The 17308-nt window shown below is 74.1% G+C and carries 17 protein-coding genes and 1 pseudogene; 8 read left to right on the top strand and 10 right to left on the bottom strand.

The window, feature by feature from the left end; all coding sequences use genetic code 11:
* Positions 1-128 precede the first annotated feature (128 nt).
* Genes ACOBQU_RS05225 through ACOBQU_RS05210 form a run of 4 tightly spaced genes read left to right on the top strand, consistent with a single transcriptional unit; the run spans position 129 to position 3885 of the window.
* On the top strand, positions 129-1397 hold the full coding sequence (locus ACOBQU_RS05225) for a beta-ketoacyl-[acyl-carrier-protein] synthase family protein (protein ID WP_423624728.1): 1269 nt from the start codon (positions 129-131) through the stop codon (positions 1395-1397).
* Positions 1394-2617, top strand: coding sequence for a ketosynthase chain-length factor (locus ACOBQU_RS05220; protein ID WP_423624727.1), 1224 nt, complete (start codon positions 1394-1396; stop codon positions 2615-2617). The genes ACOBQU_RS05225 and ACOBQU_RS05220 overlap by 4 nt, the downstream gene beginning before the upstream one ends.
* A gap of 51 nt (positions 2618-2668) precedes the next feature.
* On the top strand, positions 2669-2926 hold the full coding sequence (locus ACOBQU_RS05215; RefSeq protein ID WP_423624726.1) for an acyl carrier protein: 258 nt from the start codon (positions 2669-2671) through the stop codon (positions 2924-2926).
* Between the two features lie 20 nt (positions 2927-2946).
* On the top strand, positions 2947-3885 hold the full coding sequence (locus ACOBQU_RS05210) for an aromatase/cyclase (RefSeq protein ID WP_423624725.1): 939 nt from the start codon (positions 2947-2949) through the stop codon (positions 3883-3885).
* Positions 3886-3945: 60 nt separating this feature from the next.
* On the opposite strand, the gene ACOBQU_RS05205 is transcribed toward ACOBQU_RS05210, so the two are convergent.
* From ACOBQU_RS05205 to ACOBQU_RS05185, 5 genes are read right to left on the bottom strand one after another with little or no spacing between them, the layout of a single operon-like run.
* Complete coding sequence (locus tag ACOBQU_RS05205) at positions 3946-4296, bottom strand: antibiotic biosynthesis monooxygenase family protein (protein WP_423624724.1); 351 nt, start codon at positions 4294-4296, stop codon at positions 3946-3948.
* On the bottom strand, positions 4293-5384 hold the full coding sequence (locus ACOBQU_RS05200) for an acyl-CoA dehydrogenase family protein (protein WP_423624723.1): 1092 nt from the start codon (positions 5382-5384) through the stop codon (positions 4293-4295). The genes ACOBQU_RS05205 and ACOBQU_RS05200 overlap by 4 nt, the downstream gene beginning before the upstream one ends.
* Positions 5385-5399: 15 nt before the next feature.
* Positions 5400-7061 carry an FAD-binding oxidoreductase gene (locus tag ACOBQU_RS05195; RefSeq protein ID WP_423624722.1) on the bottom strand — a complete coding sequence of 554 codons (1662 nt, stop codon included), beginning with the start codon at positions 7059-7061 and terminating at the stop codon, positions 5400-5402.
* A 51-nt stretch (positions 7062-7112) separates the two neighbouring features.
* Entirely contained in the window at positions 7113-8570 is a 1458-nt protein-coding gene (locus tag ACOBQU_RS05190) for an MFS transporter (protein ID WP_423624721.1), read from the bottom strand.
* The gene (locus ACOBQU_RS05185) at positions 8567-9289 is read right to left on the bottom strand and encodes a DsbA family oxidoreductase (protein WP_423624720.1); all 723 of its coding nucleotides are present in this window, start codon (positions 9287-9289) and stop codon (positions 8567-8569) included. Before ACOBQU_RS05185 ends, ACOBQU_RS05190 begins: the two co-directional genes overlap by 4 nt.
* A 63-nt stretch (positions 9290-9352) precedes the next feature.
* On the opposite strand from ACOBQU_RS05185, the gene ACOBQU_RS05180 reads away from it, so the two are divergent.
* Complete coding sequence (locus ACOBQU_RS05180) at positions 9353-9751, top strand: winged helix-turn-helix transcriptional regulator (RefSeq protein WP_423624719.1); 399 nt, start codon at positions 9353-9355, stop codon at positions 9749-9751.
* A gap of 29 nt (positions 9752-9780) precedes the next feature.
* Here the strand turns inward: ACOBQU_RS05180 and ACOBQU_RS05175 are convergent, their stop codons facing one another.
* The 3 genes from ACOBQU_RS05175 to ACOBQU_RS05165 form a co-directional block, all read right to left on the bottom strand.
* Positions 9781-10803 carry an LLM class flavin-dependent oxidoreductase gene (locus tag ACOBQU_RS05175; protein ID WP_423624718.1) on the bottom strand — a complete coding sequence of 341 codons (1023 nt, stop codon included), beginning with the start codon at positions 10801-10803 and terminating at the stop codon, positions 9781-9783.
* Positions 10804-10885: 82 nt separating this feature from the next.
* A complete protein-coding gene (locus ACOBQU_RS05170; protein ID WP_423624717.1) occupies positions 10886-11626 on the bottom strand; it encodes an SDR family NAD(P)-dependent oxidoreductase in 741 nt (246 codons plus the stop codon).
* Positions 11626-12411: an SDR family NAD(P)-dependent oxidoreductase gene (locus ACOBQU_RS05165; protein ID WP_423624716.1), complete on the bottom strand. Its 786-nt coding sequence runs from the start codon at positions 12409-12411 to the stop codon at positions 11626-11628. The genes ACOBQU_RS05170 and ACOBQU_RS05165 overlap by 1 nt, the downstream gene beginning before the upstream one ends.
* Positions 12412-12626: 215 nt before the next feature.
* Here ACOBQU_RS05165 and ACOBQU_RS05160 point away from each other — a divergent pair, with 215 nt between their 5' ends.
* The gene (locus ACOBQU_RS05160) at positions 12627-13058 is read left to right on the top strand and encodes a nuclear transport factor 2 family protein (protein WP_423624715.1); all 432 of its coding nucleotides are present in this window, start codon (positions 12627-12629) and stop codon (positions 13056-13058) included.
* 106 nt (positions 13059-13164) lie between these two features.
* On the opposite strand, the pseudogene ACOBQU_RS05155 reads toward ACOBQU_RS05160, so the two are convergent.
* Positions 13165-13970 (bottom strand): annotated as a pseudogene (locus ACOBQU_RS05155) (AfsR/SARP family transcriptional regulator).
* A gap of 278 nt (positions 13971-14248) precedes the next feature.
* On the opposite strand from ACOBQU_RS05155, the gene ACOBQU_RS05150 reads away from it, so the two are divergent.
* Entirely contained in the window at positions 14249-15166 is a 918-nt protein-coding gene (locus ACOBQU_RS05150; protein WP_423624714.1) for an MBL fold metallo-hydrolase, read from the top strand.
* Here ACOBQU_RS05150 and ACOBQU_RS05145 read toward each other — a convergent pair.
* On the bottom strand, positions 15157-15669 hold the full coding sequence (locus ACOBQU_RS05145) for a flavin reductase family protein (RefSeq protein ID WP_423624713.1): 513 nt from the start codon (positions 15667-15669) through the stop codon (positions 15157-15159). The genes ACOBQU_RS05150 and ACOBQU_RS05145 overlap by 10 nt on opposite strands.
* Positions 15670-15973: 304 nt before the next feature.
* Here ACOBQU_RS05145 and ACOBQU_RS05140 point away from each other — a divergent pair, with 304 nt between their 5' ends.
* The gene (locus ACOBQU_RS05140) at positions 15974-17230 is read left to right on the top strand and encodes a hypothetical protein (RefSeq protein WP_423624712.1); all 1257 of its coding nucleotides are present in this window, start codon (positions 15974-15976) and stop codon (positions 17228-17230) included.
* Positions 17231-17308: the final 78 nt, after the last annotated feature.

Here is a 17308-nt window from a genome sequence, read left to right as displayed (position 1 = left end):
TCAGCCAGCGCACCCCACCCGCTCCCGAGCCGGACTCAAGCGGGCCGCTGGAGTGTTGCCCCGTCACATCGGCGCAGTGAGGAACCGAAAGGGGCTCGCACCATGGCGAACGGCGCAGGAGGCAGGCAGTGAACCGGCGCGTGGTGATCACGGGAATGGGGGTGCGTACACCGGGCGGCTCCGGAGCGAAGGAGTTCTGGGAACTGCTGACCGCGGGGCGCACCGCCACCCGTGCCATCACGTTCTTCGACGCGGCACCGTTCCGTTCCCGCATCGCGGGAGAAGCCGACTTCGACGGGGCGGCCGAGGGGTTCACTCCGCGGGAACTGCGGAGAATGGACCGGGCCACGCAATTCGCCGTCGCGTGCACCCGGGACGCGGTCGCCGACAGCGGACTCCACTTTCCCGCGCTCGACCCGCACCGCGTCGGCGTGGTCCTCGGCAGCGCCGTCGCCTCGGCGACGAGCCTGGAACGGGAGTACCTGGTGATGTCCGACGCGGGCCGCGAGTGGCTGGTCGACCCCGCGCACTTGTCGCCGTACATGTTCGACTACCTCAGCCCCGGCGTGATGCCCGCGGAGATCGCCTGGGAGGTGGGGGCCGAGGGGCCCGTCACCATGGTGTCCGACGGCTGCACGTCGGGTCTTGACGCGGTGGGGTACGGCGTGCAGCTCATCCGCGAGGGCGCGGCGGACGCCGTGCTCGCGGGGGCCGCGGACACGCCCGTCTCCCCGATCGTGGTGGCGTGCTTCGACGCGATCAAGGCGACGACGCCGCGCAACGACGAGCCGACGACCGCCTCGCGGCCCTTCGACGGCACCCGCAACGGCTTCGTCCTCGCCGAGGGCGCCGCGATGTTCGTCCTAGAGGAGTACGAGGCGGCGCGGGCCCGCGGGGCGTCGGTGTACGCCGAGGTCGGCGGGTACGCCACGCGCAGCAACGCCTACCACATGACCGGTCTGAAGAAGGACGGCCGGGAGATGGCGGAGGCGATCCGGGCCGCGCTCGACGAGGCGCGCCTCGACCGCACGGCCGTGGACTACGTCAACGCCCACGGCTCGGGCACCAAGCAGAACGACCGCCACGAGACGGCCGCGTTCAAGCGGAGCCTGGGCTCGCACGCCTACGACGTCCCGGTCAGCTCCATCAAGTCGATGGTGGGGCACTCCCTGGGAGCGATCGGCTCCATCGAGATCGCCGCGTCCGCGCTGGCGATCAGGCACGGCGTGGTCCCGCCGACGGCGAACCTGACCACCCGGGACCCCGAGTGCGACCTGGACTACGTGCCGCTCACCGCGCGCGAGCAGCGGGTGGACACGGTCCTGAGCGTGGGCAGCGGCTTCGGCGGCTTCCAGAGCGCGATGGTGCTGCACGACCCGGAGGTGGCACCGGCATGAGCGGGGTGCGCACGGTGGTGACCGGGCTCGGCGTGGTGGCGCCGGGCGGCCTCGGCACCGAGGAGTACTGGAAGGCGCTGCTCTCCGGGGAGAACGGCATCACCCGGCTGAGCCGCTTCGACACGAGCGGCTATCCGGCGACGCTGGCGGGCGAGATCCGGGGCTTCGACGCCGCGGAGCACCTGCCGAGCAGGCTGCTGCCGCAGACCGACGTCTCCACGCGCTATGCCCTGGTCGCCGCCGACTGGGCGCTGGCCGACGCGGGCGTCGGTCCCGAAACGGCCCTCGCCGACTACGACATGGGGGTCGTCACCTCCACCGCGCAGGGCGGATTCGACTTCACCCACCGCGAGTTCCGCAAGCTGTGGCACCAGGGGCCCGCGTATGTGAGCGTGTACGAGTCCTTCGCCTGGTTCTACGCGGTCAACACCGGCCAGATCTCCATCCGCAACGGCATGCGCGGCCCCAGCGCCGCGCTCCTGGGCGAGCAGGCGGGCGGTCTGGACGCGGTGGGGCACGCCCGCCGCACGGTGCGGCGCGGCACTCCTCTGGTGCTGAGCGGCGGCGTGGACTCCGCCTTCGACCCGTGGGGCTGGTCGGCCCAGCTGGCCGGGGGCCGGGTGACCACCCGTGACGACCCCGAGCGGGCCTATCTGCCGTTCGACCGCGAGGCCGCGGGACACGTCCCCGGTGAGGGCGGCGCGATGTTCGTGGTCGAGGACCTGGCCGTGGCGCGCCGCCGGGGCGCCGAGCGGATCCACGGCGAGATCGCCGGGTACGCCGCCACCTTCGACCCGCGGCCCGGCTCCGGACGCCCTCCGGGGCTGCGGCGCGCCATCGACCTGGCCCTGGCCGACGCCGGTCTCACGCCGTCCGACGTGGGGGTGGTGTTCGCGGACGCGGCGGCGCTGCCCGCCCTGGACCGGGCGGAGGCGCGGGCGCTGCGCGAGGTGTTCGGCGAGCGCGGGGTGCCGGTGACCGCGCCCAAGACGCTCACCGGGCGCATGTACGCGGGCGGCGGCCCGGCGGACGTCGCCGCCGCGCTCCTGAGCCTGCGCGACCAGGTGGCCCCGGCCACCGCCCACACGGCCGACGTACCGCGGGAGTACGGCCTGGACCTGGTCCTCGGCGAGCCACGCGCCCTGGACACCGGCGCGGCGCTCGTCCTGGCCCGCGGACGGCACGGCTTCAACGCGGCGGTCGTCCTCACCGCCCTGTGACCCTCACGTCCACCCGAGCCCGTTGAGAACCCCGAGGAGAGAACACCTGCCATGGCACAGATGACCCTGGACACCCTGCGTGACACGCTCGTCGCCTGCGCGGGCGAGGACGACACCATCGACCTGAGCGGCGACATCCTCGACACGCCCTTCGACGACCTGGGCTACGACTCGCTGGCGCTGATGGAGAGCGCGGCCCGCATCGAGCGCGAGTACGGCATCACGCTGCCCGAGGAGGCGGTCGCGGAGGCTGGGACGCCCCGGGAACTGCTCGACCTCGTGAACGGCATCACCGCGGCGGCCGCGTGAGCGCCGGACCTGGAGACCCCATGACCCCTGACACTCCGGTGCACCGCACCGAACACGCCTGGACCGCCGACGCGCCCGCCGACACGCTGTACGCGCTCGTCGCGGACGTCACCCGGTGGCCCGCGATCTTCGAACCCACCGTCCACGTACGGCACATCGAGCGCACGCCGCGCTCGGAGCGCTTCGAGATCTGGGCCGTGGTGAACGACGAGGTCGCCCACTGGACCTCGCGCCGCGTCCTCGACGCGCACCGGCGCTGCGTCACCTTCCGCCAGGACCACAGCAGGCCCCCCGTCACCTCGATGTCCGGCAGCTGGCTGTTCCGGGAGCTGCCCGGTGGCCGCACCGAGGTGGTGCTGCGCCACCGGTTCACCGTGGCGGACGACGACCCGGCGGCGGTCGGCTCCGCGTCGGCGGCGCTCGACCGCAACAGCGCGCGCGAGCTGGCCGCGCTGTGCCGGGTCGCCGAGGCCGGGCCCCGTGTGGAGGACCTGGTGTTCGCGTTCACCGACACCGTGGAGCTGGCCGGGACCGCCGAGGAGGCGTACGCGTTCGTGGCGCGCGCCGACCGGTGGCCCGAGCTGCTGCCGCACGTGGACCGGGTGCGGCTGACCGAGAACCCGCGGCATGTGCAGGACCTGGAGATGGACACCGTCACCGCGGACGGCGACCGGCACACCACCCGGTCGCTGCGGATCTGCCGTCCCGGCGAGTGGATCGCGTACAAGCAGCGGGTCACGCCCCGGCTGCTGAGCGGGCACAGCGGCGAGTGGACCTTCGCCGACGGCCCGTCGGGCGCGGTGGCCACCGCGCGGCACGTCGTGGCGCTCGCGCCCGACGCGGTCACGGAGGTGCTCGGCGCGCACGCCTCGCTCGCCGACGCCCGCGCCCACGTCCGCGCGGCCCTTGGCCGCAACAGCCGGGCCACGCTGGAGCACGCGGCGGCGGTCCGGGCCTGAGACCGGACAGAAGGGGTGGGGCGGACCGTCCAGGTCCGCCCCCACCCCTTGGTGTCGTTGTCAGTGCCGTGCGGCGGCGCCCACGGTGCGGTAGGGCGTGCAGGCGGTCAGGTGCGGCCCCGAGCGCAGCCCGGGCAGCGCCCGCAGCTGTCGGCCGAGGGCGGCGCGTTGCTCGTCGGTGGCGAGGAACTCCTGGTAACTGGCCTCGTCGCGCCAGTCGGCGACCAGGACGACGCTGGTGCCGTCGGTGCTCAGGTGGACCGTCGCGCGCACGAAGCCCGCACGGTGGCGCACCCAGCCCTCGGCGCCCTTGAGGAAGAGGTCGGCCACGGCGCGCTGGGTGTCCGGCCCGTCGACGTGCGTGGTGATGACGGCGGTGAACCCGCCGCCCTGCGGGGTCGCTTCGGTCATCGTGTCTCCTGTGCGGCCTGGGCCGCGGCGCCGAAGGCGGTCACGGCCGCGGGGAACCTGAGCGCGGCGTGGGTCGTCGCCGTGGAGACGTCGCGCCAGGCGCGCTGGGCGGGGTGGGACGCGGACTGCCCCCGGGTGCCGAAGGCGCGGAAGAGGCGGCCCGTCGCGGTCGCGAGCAGCTCGGCCGCCACGGCGCAGTCCCGGGTGGCGCGCGCGGTCGGCAGCGCGCCGTGGTCACCGGTGTCGGCGGCGGTGGCCACCCGCTCCAGGAGCAGCTGGGCGGCGTCGATCTCCGCGCCCGCGCGCACCACCTCCGGCCGCGGCGCGTCCCAGTCGGTCCAGGAGCCGAGCAGCCCGCGGGCGGCGCCGAGGACCGGCGCCGCGAAGGACAGGCCGTTGACCGCCTTGTGCGGGACGCGGTAGCAGGCGCCGCCCCGGGCGCCGCCGCGCAGCAGGTCCTCGTACGGGAACGACAGGTGCGCGGGGACGGCGGCGCGCTCGGCCACGAGCGTGTGGCTGCCGGTGGCGCGCATGCCGACGCTGTCCCAGGTCTCCTCGACGCGGAAGGCGCCGCGCGGCAGGGCGAAGAACCGCAGCACGCCGTCCCCGCCGCGGGGGACCCGGCCGCACACCAGCGCCCAGTCCGCGAAGCCGACGCCGCTCACGTACGGCCAGGTGCCGTCAAGGAGCCAGCCGTCGCCGGTCGCGGTGGCCGATCCGGACGGCACGAGGCCGCCGACGAGCAGTGTGTCGGGGCCCTCGCCCCACAGGGCGCGGCGGCCCTCGTCGGGGAGGAACGCGGCCATGCGCGCCACGCCCGCGCTGAGCGAGGCGATCCACGCCGTCGCGGCACAGCCCTCCCCGAGGACGCGGACGGCATCGAGGACATCGGCGAATCCGCCTTCGTGGCCGCCCCACCGCCGCGGGACGAAGTGGCGCGCGAACCCGGCGGTCAGGACGGCCTTCACGGATTCTGGCGGCAGCCGTCCCTCGGTGTCGGCGCGCGCCGCGTGCGCCGCCGCCACCTGGCGTGCCTCGTCGGCCGCGGCGCGCAACGGGGCGTTCGGCAGGGCGTGTTGGTCCAGCACGGGGGCTCTCCTGGTTCAGGTCGGGAGTTCGACGGACTGCCGGTGGCGGAAGGTGTCGCGCGGGTCCCAGCGGGCCTTGACGCGCTGGAGCCGGGGGTAGTTGTCCTTGTGGTACAGGCGGTGCCAGGACACTCCGGAGGTGTTGGCGTCGGGGTCGTCGACGCCGGTGTCGGGGTAGTTGATGTAGCAGCCGTCGGTGGTGCCGTTCGGCACCGGGACGCCGCCGGTCTCGGCGTACACGGCGCGGTAGCAGCCGCTGGTCCAGGCGATGTTCTCGGCGTCGTCCGCGGGGTCCTGCCACATGCTCTGGTAGAGCAGTTTGACGATGGCGTCCCGTTGGGCGACGGCCGTGTCGGCGGGGCGTACGCGGCCGATGGCGCCGCCGACGACGTTGATCACGACCATCGCCATGGGGTTGTCGACGCGGTCGCTGCTGAGCCAGTCGTGGATGCGCCGGATGTGCGTGGCGGGCGGGCTCTTGCGCAGGTAGGCGGAGTGGTGGTCGCTGCGCACCGCCGGGTCGGTGATCATCGGGGAGCTGGTGCCGAGCCGACGGGTCGCCCGCAGCCACGGAAGCCGGGCGGGCTCGGCCAGTTCGGGCAGCGGGCCGAGTTCGCCCAGACCTCTGGTGGCGGCCTCGGGGGTGACGTCGACGCCTTCGGTGATGGCCTCCACGTACTGCCGGAAGAGCCGTTCCGCGTCGGGGACGGTGGCGTCGATCTGGGTGAGCATGCCGACGCCGCCGCTGGCGCGGTGGGTGAGGCTGAAGGAGCCGCTGAGCGCCGCGTAGGGCGAGTCGGGGGCGCTGTTGGCCTCGTACCAGCCGCCGATGTTCTCCAGGAGGCGCTGGAAGCGGCGGGCGTCCAGGCGGTCCCAGGGCAGGGTGACGGCCTGGACGAGGACTTCCTCCGGGGGACGTACGAGGAGCTTGCCGGGGTCGTTGCCGGTGCGCCCCGGGGTGCGGAACCAGTAGCGGGTGATGACGCCGAAGGAGCCGCCGCCTCCGCCCGCGCACGCCCACCACAGGTCCCGGTGGGGGTCGTCGGGCTCGCGGGTGGCGACGACGCTGCGGACGCGCCGGTCGCCGTCGGCCACGACGACCTCCACGGCGTACAGGTGGTCGACGGTCAGGCCGTGCTGGCGCGAGAGCAGTCCGAAGCCGCCGCCGGAGACGTGGCCGCCGACGCCGACGGAGTAGCACAGGCCGCCGGGGAGGGTGACGCCCCACTCCTTGTAGAGGGCGTCGTACACCTCCATCAAGGTGGCACCGGCCTCCACCGCGAAGGCGCCGCGCGCCTCGTCGAAGGACACCTGCTTCATCAGGGACATGTCGAGGACGAGGTCGACGTCCTTGTGGAACACGAAGTCGGCGAGGCAGTGGCCGCCTCCGCGCACGGTGACGCGCAGGCCCTCGCGCACGGCCTCGTCGACGGCGGCCACGACCTGGTCCGTCGAGCGGACCAGGCGGACCTCGCGGGGACGGCCGGTCCAGCGGCGGTTCACGCCCGTGGTGAGCTCGGCGTAGCGGCTGTCCCCGGGCCGCACCGACACCGGTGCGGCGGACCGCTGGTCGGGGGCGGCCTCGGCGGCGGTGGCCGTGGGTCCGGCGGCCACCGCCGCCGAGGCCAGGCCCGCGGCGCCGAGGACGACTCTTCTGCGGCTGACGTCCCGCTTCATGTGGGTGTCCTTCCTCGCCTCGTCGTGGGTGGGCTTGGTGATGGGTGTACGTCACCCGCCGTCGGCCCGCGCCGACTGCGGGACCGGCGCGAGGGCCGAGGAGTCCCGGCCCGCTACCGCGGCCAGCGGCGCGATCACGATGCCCGCCACGCCGACGGCGGTCGCCAGCCAGAACAGGGAGGTGTACGTGGATCCCTCGACCGTGCCGTTGGTGGTCCCGGCGGTGAGGAAGGCGGCCGTGACCTGGCTGCCGACGACACCGCCGACGGTGCGGGCGATGTTGTTGATGCCGTTGGCCGTGCCGATCCGGGTGGGCGGGGCCAGGGCGCCGATGAGTTTGGGCAGCGCGGCCATGACCACGCCCGTGCCGACGCCGACGAGGGCGTAGAAGACCAGGTGCTGCCACATCGCGGTGTGCGCGGCGGCGAGGAGCGCCGAACCCGCGGCGCACACCGCGAAGCCGATCACGAGCGGCGCCTTGTCGCCCGCGCGCCGGGCCAGCCAGCCCACGCCCATGCTGGCGGGCAGCACGGTGAGCGCGCCCGGCAGCATCAGCAGGCCCGCGACGGTGATGGTGGCGCCGAAGCCGTAGCCGCCCGCCTCCTCGGGGGTCTGGGCGAAGCGCGGCAGCGCCACGTAGAAGACGTAGGAGAGCACGCCGAAGGCGAACGCCGACAGATGGGTGAGCAGCATCGGCCGGTGGGTGAACTCCTTGATGTCGACCAGGGCGTTGCTCCGGCCGGACTCCACCACCGCGAGGACGGCGAGGAAGGCCAGGGCCAGGACGAAGAGCCCGAGCACCCGCCAGGAGGTCCAGCCCCAGCTCGGGCCCTCGGTGAGGGCAAGCAGCAGGGCGACCATGCCGAGGCCGAGCAGCCCGGCCCCGGCGAGGTCCAGGCTCCCGCCCTCGGTGTGCCGACTGTCCGGGACCCACCAGGCGACGAGGGCGAGGCTGATCGCGGCGAGCACCGCGCCGAGCACGAACAGCGCCCGCCAGGACAGGTGGTCGGCGAGCAGCCCGCCGATGACCAGGCCGCCGCCCGCGCCGACGCCGACCACGCCCGAGACCATGCCGGTGCCCAGGTGCAGCCGCTTCGGCGGAAGGGTCTCGCGCAGGATGGCGAAGGCCAGCGGCAGCACGGACAGCGCCGAGCCCTGCACCACCCGGGCGGCGATGAGCTGTCCGATGCTCTGGGCGGCGGCCGCGCCCACGGTGCCGAGGCCGTAGACGACGAGCACCCACAGCAGGACCCGGCGCTTGCCGTACTGGTCGCCCATGCGGCTGATGAGCGGTGTGAGGACCGCGCTCGACAGCAGGAACGCGCTGAGGATCCAGGCCGACCACTCGGGGGTGGTGTCCAGTTCGGTCTGGAGCAGTCCGAGGGCCGGTACCAGGAGGGTCTGCATCAGGGCGTAGCCGAAGACGGCGGTGACCAGGGCGGCGAGGACCCGGCCCGATCCGGCCCGTCCCTCCGCCTCGTGCGCGGGGGCGTCGGTGCGCGTGCTCACGCTTCGTCCCCCTTCCGGTTCGGCAGGTCGCGGCCGTCCCTCTCCTGGCTCAGCAGGCGGAGTTCGGCGGCGATGGTCTCGGCGGGCCGGGCGGCGCTGACGGCCCAGCGGCCGTCGACGACCAGCGTGGGGACGCCGGTGACGCCCACCTGGGCGGCGCGGAGCTGGTCCGCGGCCAGTGCGTCGGCGAACTCGTCGCCGTCCAGGACCGCCTGGGCCCGGGCGGGGTCCAGACCGGCCCCGGCGGCGAGGTCGCGCAGGGCCGCCGGGTCGGCGATGGGCAGCCCTTCGGTCCAGTACGCGGTGTACAGCCGCAGGAGCACCTCGGTGGCCCGGCCCTCCTGTGCGGCGAGGTGGACCAGGCGGTGCGCGGCGACGGTGTTGCCGGGCCGGGCGCGGTCGGGGTGGAAGGGCAGGCCGTCGCCCGCGGCGATGGCACCGATGCGCTCCATCGCGGCCCGCCCGGCCGCGCGGCTGCCGTTGAACTGCGCCAGGTAGTCGTACAGGTCGCCGGAGGGCCGCTCCCCGGCGGGGCGCGGGTCGAGCTGGAAGCCACGCCAGCGCACCCGTACCGCGTGCGGGTCGGGCAGCAGGGAGAGGGCCTTGGTGACGCGTCGCGTGCCGTAGTAGCAGTGCCCGCACACGAAGTCGGACCAGACGTCGAGGTCGATCACATGTGTTTCGGAGGTCTGCGTGGGGGTGGGTCGAGGGGTCGCCATACGGCGACCGTAAACACCATGGCTAACTTTCGGTAAGGGCATACCTGGAGGTAAGCTCAGGACGTGAAGGACGGTTTCCAGCTCGCCGCCGACGAGCCCCTCGACCCCTGTGACGCATTCAACAGCGACTGTCCGGGACGTGAGGTGCTCAACCATCTGACCAGCCGCTGGGGTCTGCTGATCCTGGTCGCCCTGCGCGGCGGTCCGCTGCGCTTCCACGAACTGCGCGACCTCGTCGACGGCATCAGCGAGAAGATGCTGTCGCAGACGCTGCGCACGCTGGTGCGCGACGGACTGCTGTCCCGCGAGGTGCTGCCGTCGGTGCCGCCGAGCGTGCGGTACGCGCTCACGCCGCTGGGCGCCGACGCCGCCGTCCCGCTGGAGTCCATGCTGCGCTGGGTGCGCAACAACGCCCTGACGGTGCTCGCCGCCCAGGAGGCCCACGACCGCGCGGCCGGGTGACCGGGGCGGTCGGCCGGGCCGGGGAGCCGTCATCCCGCCGCGCCCGACTTCTCCAGGGCCTCGGCGCACGCCCGCACGATGGCCAGGCGCTCCTCAGGGGGCACCGCGGCGGCGGAGACCATGACGCCGAGCGTGGTGACGCCCGCGTCGGCGTACTTGGCCATCCGCTCCGCGATGCGCGGCACGGGCCCGATGAGCGCGGTCCGGTCGATGAAGTCCACCGGCAGCGCGGCCCCGGCGCCGTCGCGGTCACCGGCGGCGAGGCGCGCCCTCAGCTCGTCGGCCGCCCGGCCGTGGCCGAGGCGCCGGGCCAGCGCGCAGAAGGTGTTGCTCTCCGCGTCCCCCACCCCCATCAGGTACACGTACTGCCCGCGCAGCGCGTCCGCGGCGGCGGCCGGATCGGGGCCGACGGCCGTGGGCAGGCAGGGCAGCACGTCGAAGTCGGCCAGCGTCCGCCCCGCGCGGGCGCGCCCCTCGGCGAGCGCGGCGACGGCGTCGGCCGCCGCGTCGGGCGAGGCGCACACACCGATCCAGCCGTCGGCGACCTCCCCGGCGAGGCGGAGGCTGCGCGGCCCCACGGCCGCGAGGTAGACGGGCAGGTCCGCGGGCGCCGGGGCGGTGAGCAGCCGCACCGGCTCCGGCTCGCCGATCCGGTAGTAACGCCCCTGGTGCGCGACCGGCTCGCCGGACAGGACGCGGCGTACGACCTCCACGTACTCCCGGGTCCGGGCGAGCGGGCGGTCCATGGCGGTGTCGTACCAGCCGCGCGCGACATCGGGGTTGGAGACGCCGAGGCCGAGCCGGAACCGGCCGCCGCTCAGCGCGGCGAGCGTGGCGGCGGTCAGCGCGGTGAGCCCCGGCGGGCGCGCCGGTATCTGCATCACGCCCGAGACCAGGGCGATGCGCCGGGTCCGCCCGGCGACGAGGCCGAGGAGTGCGGCGGCCTCCGAGCGCAGGCCCTCGGGGGCGAGGGCCGCCGCGTATCCGAGGTCCTCCGCGGTGCGGGCGAGGTCCGCCGCGCCCTGGAGGGTGAGGTTGACGGCGAGGCGCATGGCACGGGCCTTCCGGGGGTCGATACGGGGCGTCGGGTGCGGGGACGGGTGCGGGTGCGGGGGCGGGGTGCCGGGCGGCGGCTCACAGCAGGTGCGAGCCGCCGTCGACGTACACGACCTGCCCGGTGGTGTAGGCCGCGTCGAGGAGGTGCCCGACGGCGCGGGCGACGTCTTCGGGGACGCCCACGCGCCGCAGAGGCGCGTGCTGCCGTACGTAGTCGGCGATGGGCGCGAAGAAGGGGTCGTCGGCCGTCCAGGGGGTCTCGATGAGGCTGGGGGCGACGGCGTTGACGCGCACCTGGGGGCCGACCGCCTTCGCGAGCAGGCGGGTCAGGTGCTCCACGGCCGCCTTGCTCACCGCGTACGGGATCGAGCTGCCCGCAGGCCTGCTGCCCGCGATGGAGGAGACGTTGACGACCGCGCCGTCGCCGGTCGCGGCCAGGTGCGGCATCGCGGCCACGGTGGTCTGCCAGGTGCCGATGACGTTCAGGTCGAGGATGTCGCGCCAGACGTCGGGGGTGGCGGCAGCGAGGTCCTGGTGGGGGATCACCTTGGTGCGGCCCGCGCTGTTGACGAGGACGTCCAGGCGGCCGTACCGCTCGACGACCGCGGCCACCAGCCGCTCGGCCTGGGGCGGGTCGGCGACGTCGGCCCGGACGTAGCACGCGTCCGGCAGCGAGGCGGCCACCTTCTCCCCGGCCTCCACCGAGCGGGAGGAGTTCACGGCGACCCGGTATCCGCTCTCGCCCAGGTGCCGTGCGATCGCCTCCCCGATGCCGGAGGACGAGCCGGTCACCAGCGCGACGGGCGCGTCGGCGCCCATCAGTAGTTCCCCAGGCCGCCGCAGACGTTGAGCGCCTGCGCGGTGACGGCCGCGGCGTCGTCGCTCACCAGGTAGGCGACCATCGCGGCGACCTCGCGCGTCTCCACGTACCGCCCCATCGGGACCCGGGCCGTGATGCGGTCGAAGGTCTCCTGCTCGCTGACGCCCCAGATGCCCGCGTAGTGCGTGCGGACGCGCTCGGCCATCGGGGTCTCCACGAACCCCGGGCACACCGCGTTGACGGTGATGCCGGTGCGCGCCAGCTCAAGGCCGAGGGCCTTGGTGAAGCCGACCACGCCGTGCTTGGACGCGGAGTACGGGGCGGCGTGCACCACGCCCTGCTTGCCGCCCGTGGACGCGATGTTGATGATGCGTCCGCGCTGCCGCTCGCCCATCCCGCCGGTGGTGAGGACTTCCTTCGTCATGAGGAAGACGCTGGTGAGGTTGGTGGCGATGACGTCGTTCCACAGGTCGTCGGGGATCTGCGCGGTGGCGCCGCCGCCGCTGCGGCCCGCGTTGTTGACCAGGATGTCCACCGGCCCGTAGCGCTCGACCACGGCCCGGACGTAGCCGCGGATCTGCGCGGGGTCGCTGACGTCGCACACCAGGCCGTCGACGTCGTGTCCCTGCCCCCGCAGTTCCTTGACGGTGGCGGCGAGCCGCCCCTCGTCGCGGGCGCAGAGGTGGACGCGGGCGCCGAGCCCGGCGAGGCGCTTGGCGATGTCGAGGCCGATGCCGCTGGTCGCTCCGGATACCAGGGCCACCGGCGAGGCGGTCGCGGTCATGAACCCTCCGTGGGATCGGGGCCGTTCGTCTCGTCGGGGCCAAGGCTCCGGGCCCGCGGTGGAGCCGCGCTGGAGAACGCGTGGAGGGCCGGAGGGAGCCGGGTCGCGCGTGCCGCCCTCCACCGGGCCTCGAGCGGCCCGGCCGACGCTGTGCCCCCCGGCAGCCGCGGCAGCGGCCACAGGGAGCCGGAGCGAGTCGGAGGAGAGGTCTTCAGATGAGCGAGCACAGCGCCGTCACGGCCGAGCTCTACGCACGCGTTCAGCACTTCTACGCCCACCAGATGCAGGCCCTGGACGCGGGCCGGTTCGAGGACTACGCGGCGACGTTCACCAAGGACGGCGTCTTCCAGCACTCGCCCGGCGCCGAGCCCGCGGTCGGCAGGGACGGGATCGTCGCCGAACTGATCGCGTTCCACCGGAGGTTCGACGGCGACCCGGTGCGGCGCCGCCACTGGTTCAACCACATCGCCCTGGCGCCGCTGGCGGACGGTTCCCTGCGCTCCACGGTCTACGCGCTGGTGGTGACCGTCCGCCCCGGCGGCAGGCCCGAGATCGCGCCGAGCTGCCTGGTGCACGACGAACTGGTCGTCGAGGAAGGCGCGATCGAGCTGCGGTCGCGGCGCATCGAGCACGACCAGATGTTCTGAGCCGTCGCGCACGACCAGTTTTCTGAGCTGTCGCGCACGAGCAGACGCTCTGACCCGTCGCGCACGACCAGATGTTCTGACCCGTCGCCCCCGGCGCCGCGGGCGCTCAACTCGCGTACCGCCACTGCGCGTCGGCGGGCGACTCCAGCGTGGGGTCGCCGTCGAGAATCGCCTGGTGCAGCCGCTGCAGGCGCGGTGTCGGCTCCACGCCGAGTTCCGCGCGCAGCCGGTCGCGCAGCCGCCGGAACTCCTCGAGGGCCCGCCAGGGGCTGCCCGCGCGGTAGAGCGCGGTCATCAGCTGGGCGCGGAGGTTCTCGTTGAGCGGGTGGCGGGCGCTGAGCATGCGCAGCTCGGCGAGCAGCGAACTGTGCCTGCCCAGGCGCAGATCCGCCTCGATGCGCTGTTCCAGGACGGTCAGCCGGGCCTCCTCCATGCCGATGACCTCCAGTTCGAGGACCGGTCCCGTGGGTACGTCGGCCAGGGCCGCCCCGCGCCACAGCCCCAGGGCGGTGTCGAGCAGCGTGGCCGCGGACGAGGCGTCACCGGCCTCCAGGGCGCGGGCGCCGCGCGCGGCCAGGTCCTGGAACTCGGCGAGGTCGTCGCCGTGGGTGGCCGGTACGAGCCGGTAGCCGCCGTAGGACGTGGACAGCACGTCCTTGGGCGTCAGGCCGGGCTCGTCCGCCAGGGCCTCGGTGATGCGGCGGCGCAGCTGCAGGATGTACGTCTGCAGCGTGGTGGTGGCACTGCGGGGCACCGCGTCCCCCACACCTCCTCGATCAGTGTGTCGACGGGGACGCCGCGGCCGCGGCGCAGCGCCAGCAGCGCCAGGATCTGTCTGGGCTTGCGGGCGGTCGGGACGATGGACGTGCCGTTGTAGTCGATGGCGAGCGGACCAAGGACCCGTGTCCTCACAGGTGTCACCCCGTTCTGCGATCGTCGTGCGGCGAACCGCACTCGGATCCTGGCACTCAGTGCCGGGGCTTTCCCAGGGCGTCCGACACGAGTTGCCCCGTGAAGTCCGCACGGCGGGGCGTGTGTTCTTCACACCCCGCCCCGCCGCCCCCCGCCCTGCCTCAACGCGCCCCGCCGCACCGCGCCCACCGGCCCCGGCGCGTCACGCCCGCTCAAGCGGGCCTCCACGCGCGCAGCCGACGATGAGCGAGACCCATGATGTCCAGGAGGAAATCCGTATGACTGTGGAACGCGCAGGACGGCGGCCGGAGCTCCAGGAAGTCGCCGACGGCGTCTTCGCCTACGTCCAGCCGGACGGCGGCTGGTGCCTCAACAACGCCGGGCTCGTCGTCTCGGACGGAGCCGCGGCCCTGGTGGACACGGCCGCCACCGAGGCCCGCGCGCGGGCGCTGCGGGAGGCGGCCCTGACGGCCGCCGGAGTCCCGCCCCGCGTGGTGGTCAACACGCACTCCCATGGCGACCACACGTTCGGCAACGCCTTCTTCCCCGAGGCGGTCGTGGTGGGGACCGAGGGGACGCGGCGGGAGATGGCCGCGGTCGGGCTCCATCTGACGGGGCTGTGGCCACAGGTGGCCTGGGGTGCCATTGAGGTCGTCCTGCCCACGGTCACCTTCCGGGACCGCATGAGCCTGCACATCGGCTCCGTCCGCGCGGAGCTGCTGCACCCGGGCCCCGGGCACACCGCCCACGACACCGTGGTGTGGCTGCCCGAGCGGCGGGTGCTGTTCACCGGTGACCTGGTCATGTCCGGGGTGACGCCGTTCTGCCCGATGGGTTCGGTGGCCGGTTCCCGGCGGGCGATCGCCGACCTGAGGGCGCTGGGCGCGGAGGTCGTGGTGCCCGGCCACGGCCCCGTCGCGGGCCCCGAGGTCCTCGACGCCGCGGACGCCTATCTCCGCCTCGTCCAGCGGATCGCCCGCGAGGGCCGGGCCGCCGGGGTCAGCCCGCTGGAGGCCGCCCGAAGCGCGGACCTCGGGCCGTACGGCGCGTGGATCGACGCGGAGCGCCTGGTGCCCAATCTGCACCGGGCGTACGCCGAGGAACGCGGCCAGGCCGTCGGGGACGCCGCCGACATGCCCGCGCTCTTCGCCGAGATGGTGGAGTTCCACGGCGGTCTGCCGGTCTGTCACGCCTGAACGACCTCCTCGGCGAGGCCGTCCCAGGCCCGGAAGGAGCCGCGCTGGTACAGCACCGGACGGCGGCGGCGCACCCGCGCCGCCTCCATCCGCCCGACGAGCAGCGTGTGGTCCGCCACCTCCACGGCACGCAGCAGGGAGCACTCGGCGTGCGCGAGGACCCCTTCGTCGAGGACCGGCACCCCGGGCACGGCGGTGCCCGGCAGCCAGCTCAGCCCCGCGAACTTGTCCTGCGCGCGTCCGGCGAACGCGCGGGCCGTGGACTCGCCGTCGTCGGAGAGCAGATGCACGGCGAACGCCCGCCGCGCCAGCAGGGACGGCAGGGTGCGCGAGCGGCGGTCCGCGCACACCAGGAGCAGCGGCGGCTCCGGCGAGACGGCCGAGAACGCGTTGCAGGTGAATCCCTGGGGGCGCCCCTCGGGATCCAGCGTGGTCACCACCGCCACCGCGGTGGGTATCGAGCCGAAGAACCCCCGGAACGCCGCGGGATCCACCCGTGTCATGCCGCCTCCGTACCGGCCGAGGCCCGGCCGGGCTGATCCCGGCCGACGCCCCCCGAGCGTCGCCGCCGATGATGGAGGTGCGGTTGAGAGTCGCTGGTGCCCGGCTGTACACGAGCACGGCGATCGTTCCTGGCGCGCGCATGCGGCTGCGGCGTTCCGCTGCGCCCACGCTCGACGTCGTGAAGACTGAGTGAAGTTCCTGTGAGGCGAGCGGTGTTGCCCCTGGGAACTCTCCATGCGCGACGTGACACAGCACCACCACCGTGCCGTTCCGAAGTAGTCCACGAGACGAGGAATTCGCGTCATGAGCATCGGTATCAGAAGCACCGGCAGCAGAAGCAACAGCTTCAGGAGCATCAGCTTCAGGAGCACCGGCATAAGAGCCCTGCGGTCCGCGGGCGCCGCCGTCATCTCCCTGGCCACTGTCAGTGCCCTCACGCTGACCACGGCTGGCAGCGCGTCGGCCGACACCGGCCCCGCGGACAACGTGGCCGTCGACCTGCCCCTCCCGCCCGGCGCCCTGTCGAGCTTCCCCGCCGCGATCAACGACGACGGGGTGATCGTCGGCCACACGAACGACGCCAACCACCGGATGTCCCCGACCCGTTGGAGCCCGGACCTCACCCCCACGACGCTCCCGCTGCTGCCCGGGGACCCGATGGGCTACGTCCAGGCCGTCAGCGACGACGGCACCGCCGCGGGCTGGTCGGGGAGCCACACGGTGCGCTGGGCGCCCGACGGCACGGTCACCCGGCTGCAGCCGCTGCCCGGTGACACCCTCACCATCTTCCGCGCCCTGAGCCGCACCGGTATCGCGGTGGGGGAGTCCGCGCTCGGCGGGAACTATCGCGCGGTGAAGTGGCGCCCCGACGGCCAGGCCGTCCAGCTCGCTCCGCTCAAGGGCGACACCCTCGCCTTCGCCCTCTCCGTCAACAGCTCGGGCACGGTCGCCGGTGTGTCCTTCTCGGACTACGGCGCCTATCACCCCGTGAAGTGGAAGCCGGACGGCACTCCCGTCCCGCTCGACCCGGCCTCGGCCTACTCCACCGCGTGGGTCGTCGAGATCAACGACGCCGGTACCGTGCTGGCGCGGGGGGCCGTGCCGAGCGGCGGCACGACGGGCCAGTCCCGCTCCGCGACCTGGGCCGCCGACGGCACCGTCACGGACCTGGGCCCGCGCTCCAGCGGCAACGCCATCAACGCTTCGGGCACCGTCGTCGGTCAGACGCTCGGAGAGGACGGCATCGACTACACCGCCACGAAGTGGAGCCCCGACGGCACCGCCACGGCGATCGGCTCCGCGTACGAGTACACGACCGCCGTCGACGTCAACGACGCCGGTGTCTCCGTCGGGCACACCGGAGGCATGGTCCCGTCCGATCTGCACCGCTACGCCCTCCGCTACGAGGCCGACGGAAGCCTGACCGACCTGAACGTGACACCGGACGGCGGCAACTCCTACGCCACCTCCCTCAACACAGCAGGCGTCGCCGTCGGCGTCCGGGTCGCCTTCCCGACACCGGGAAGCCCCACGCGCACCGCGGTGATCTGGCGGCCGTAGCCGGTCCAGGAGGACGTCAACGGGGTCCCGCACGGTCGCCTGGCGCGCGCTTCGGCGCGGTGCGGGCTACGACGGTCA

Origin of the sequence: Streptomyces sp. G45 (assembly GCF_049542095.1) — a bacterium.
Lineage (GTDB): Bacteria > Actinomycetota > Actinomycetes > Streptomycetales > Streptomycetaceae > Streptomyces.
Note: the sequence above shows the minus strand (reverse complement) of the source record. Positions and strands in the feature narration are given on the sequence as shown.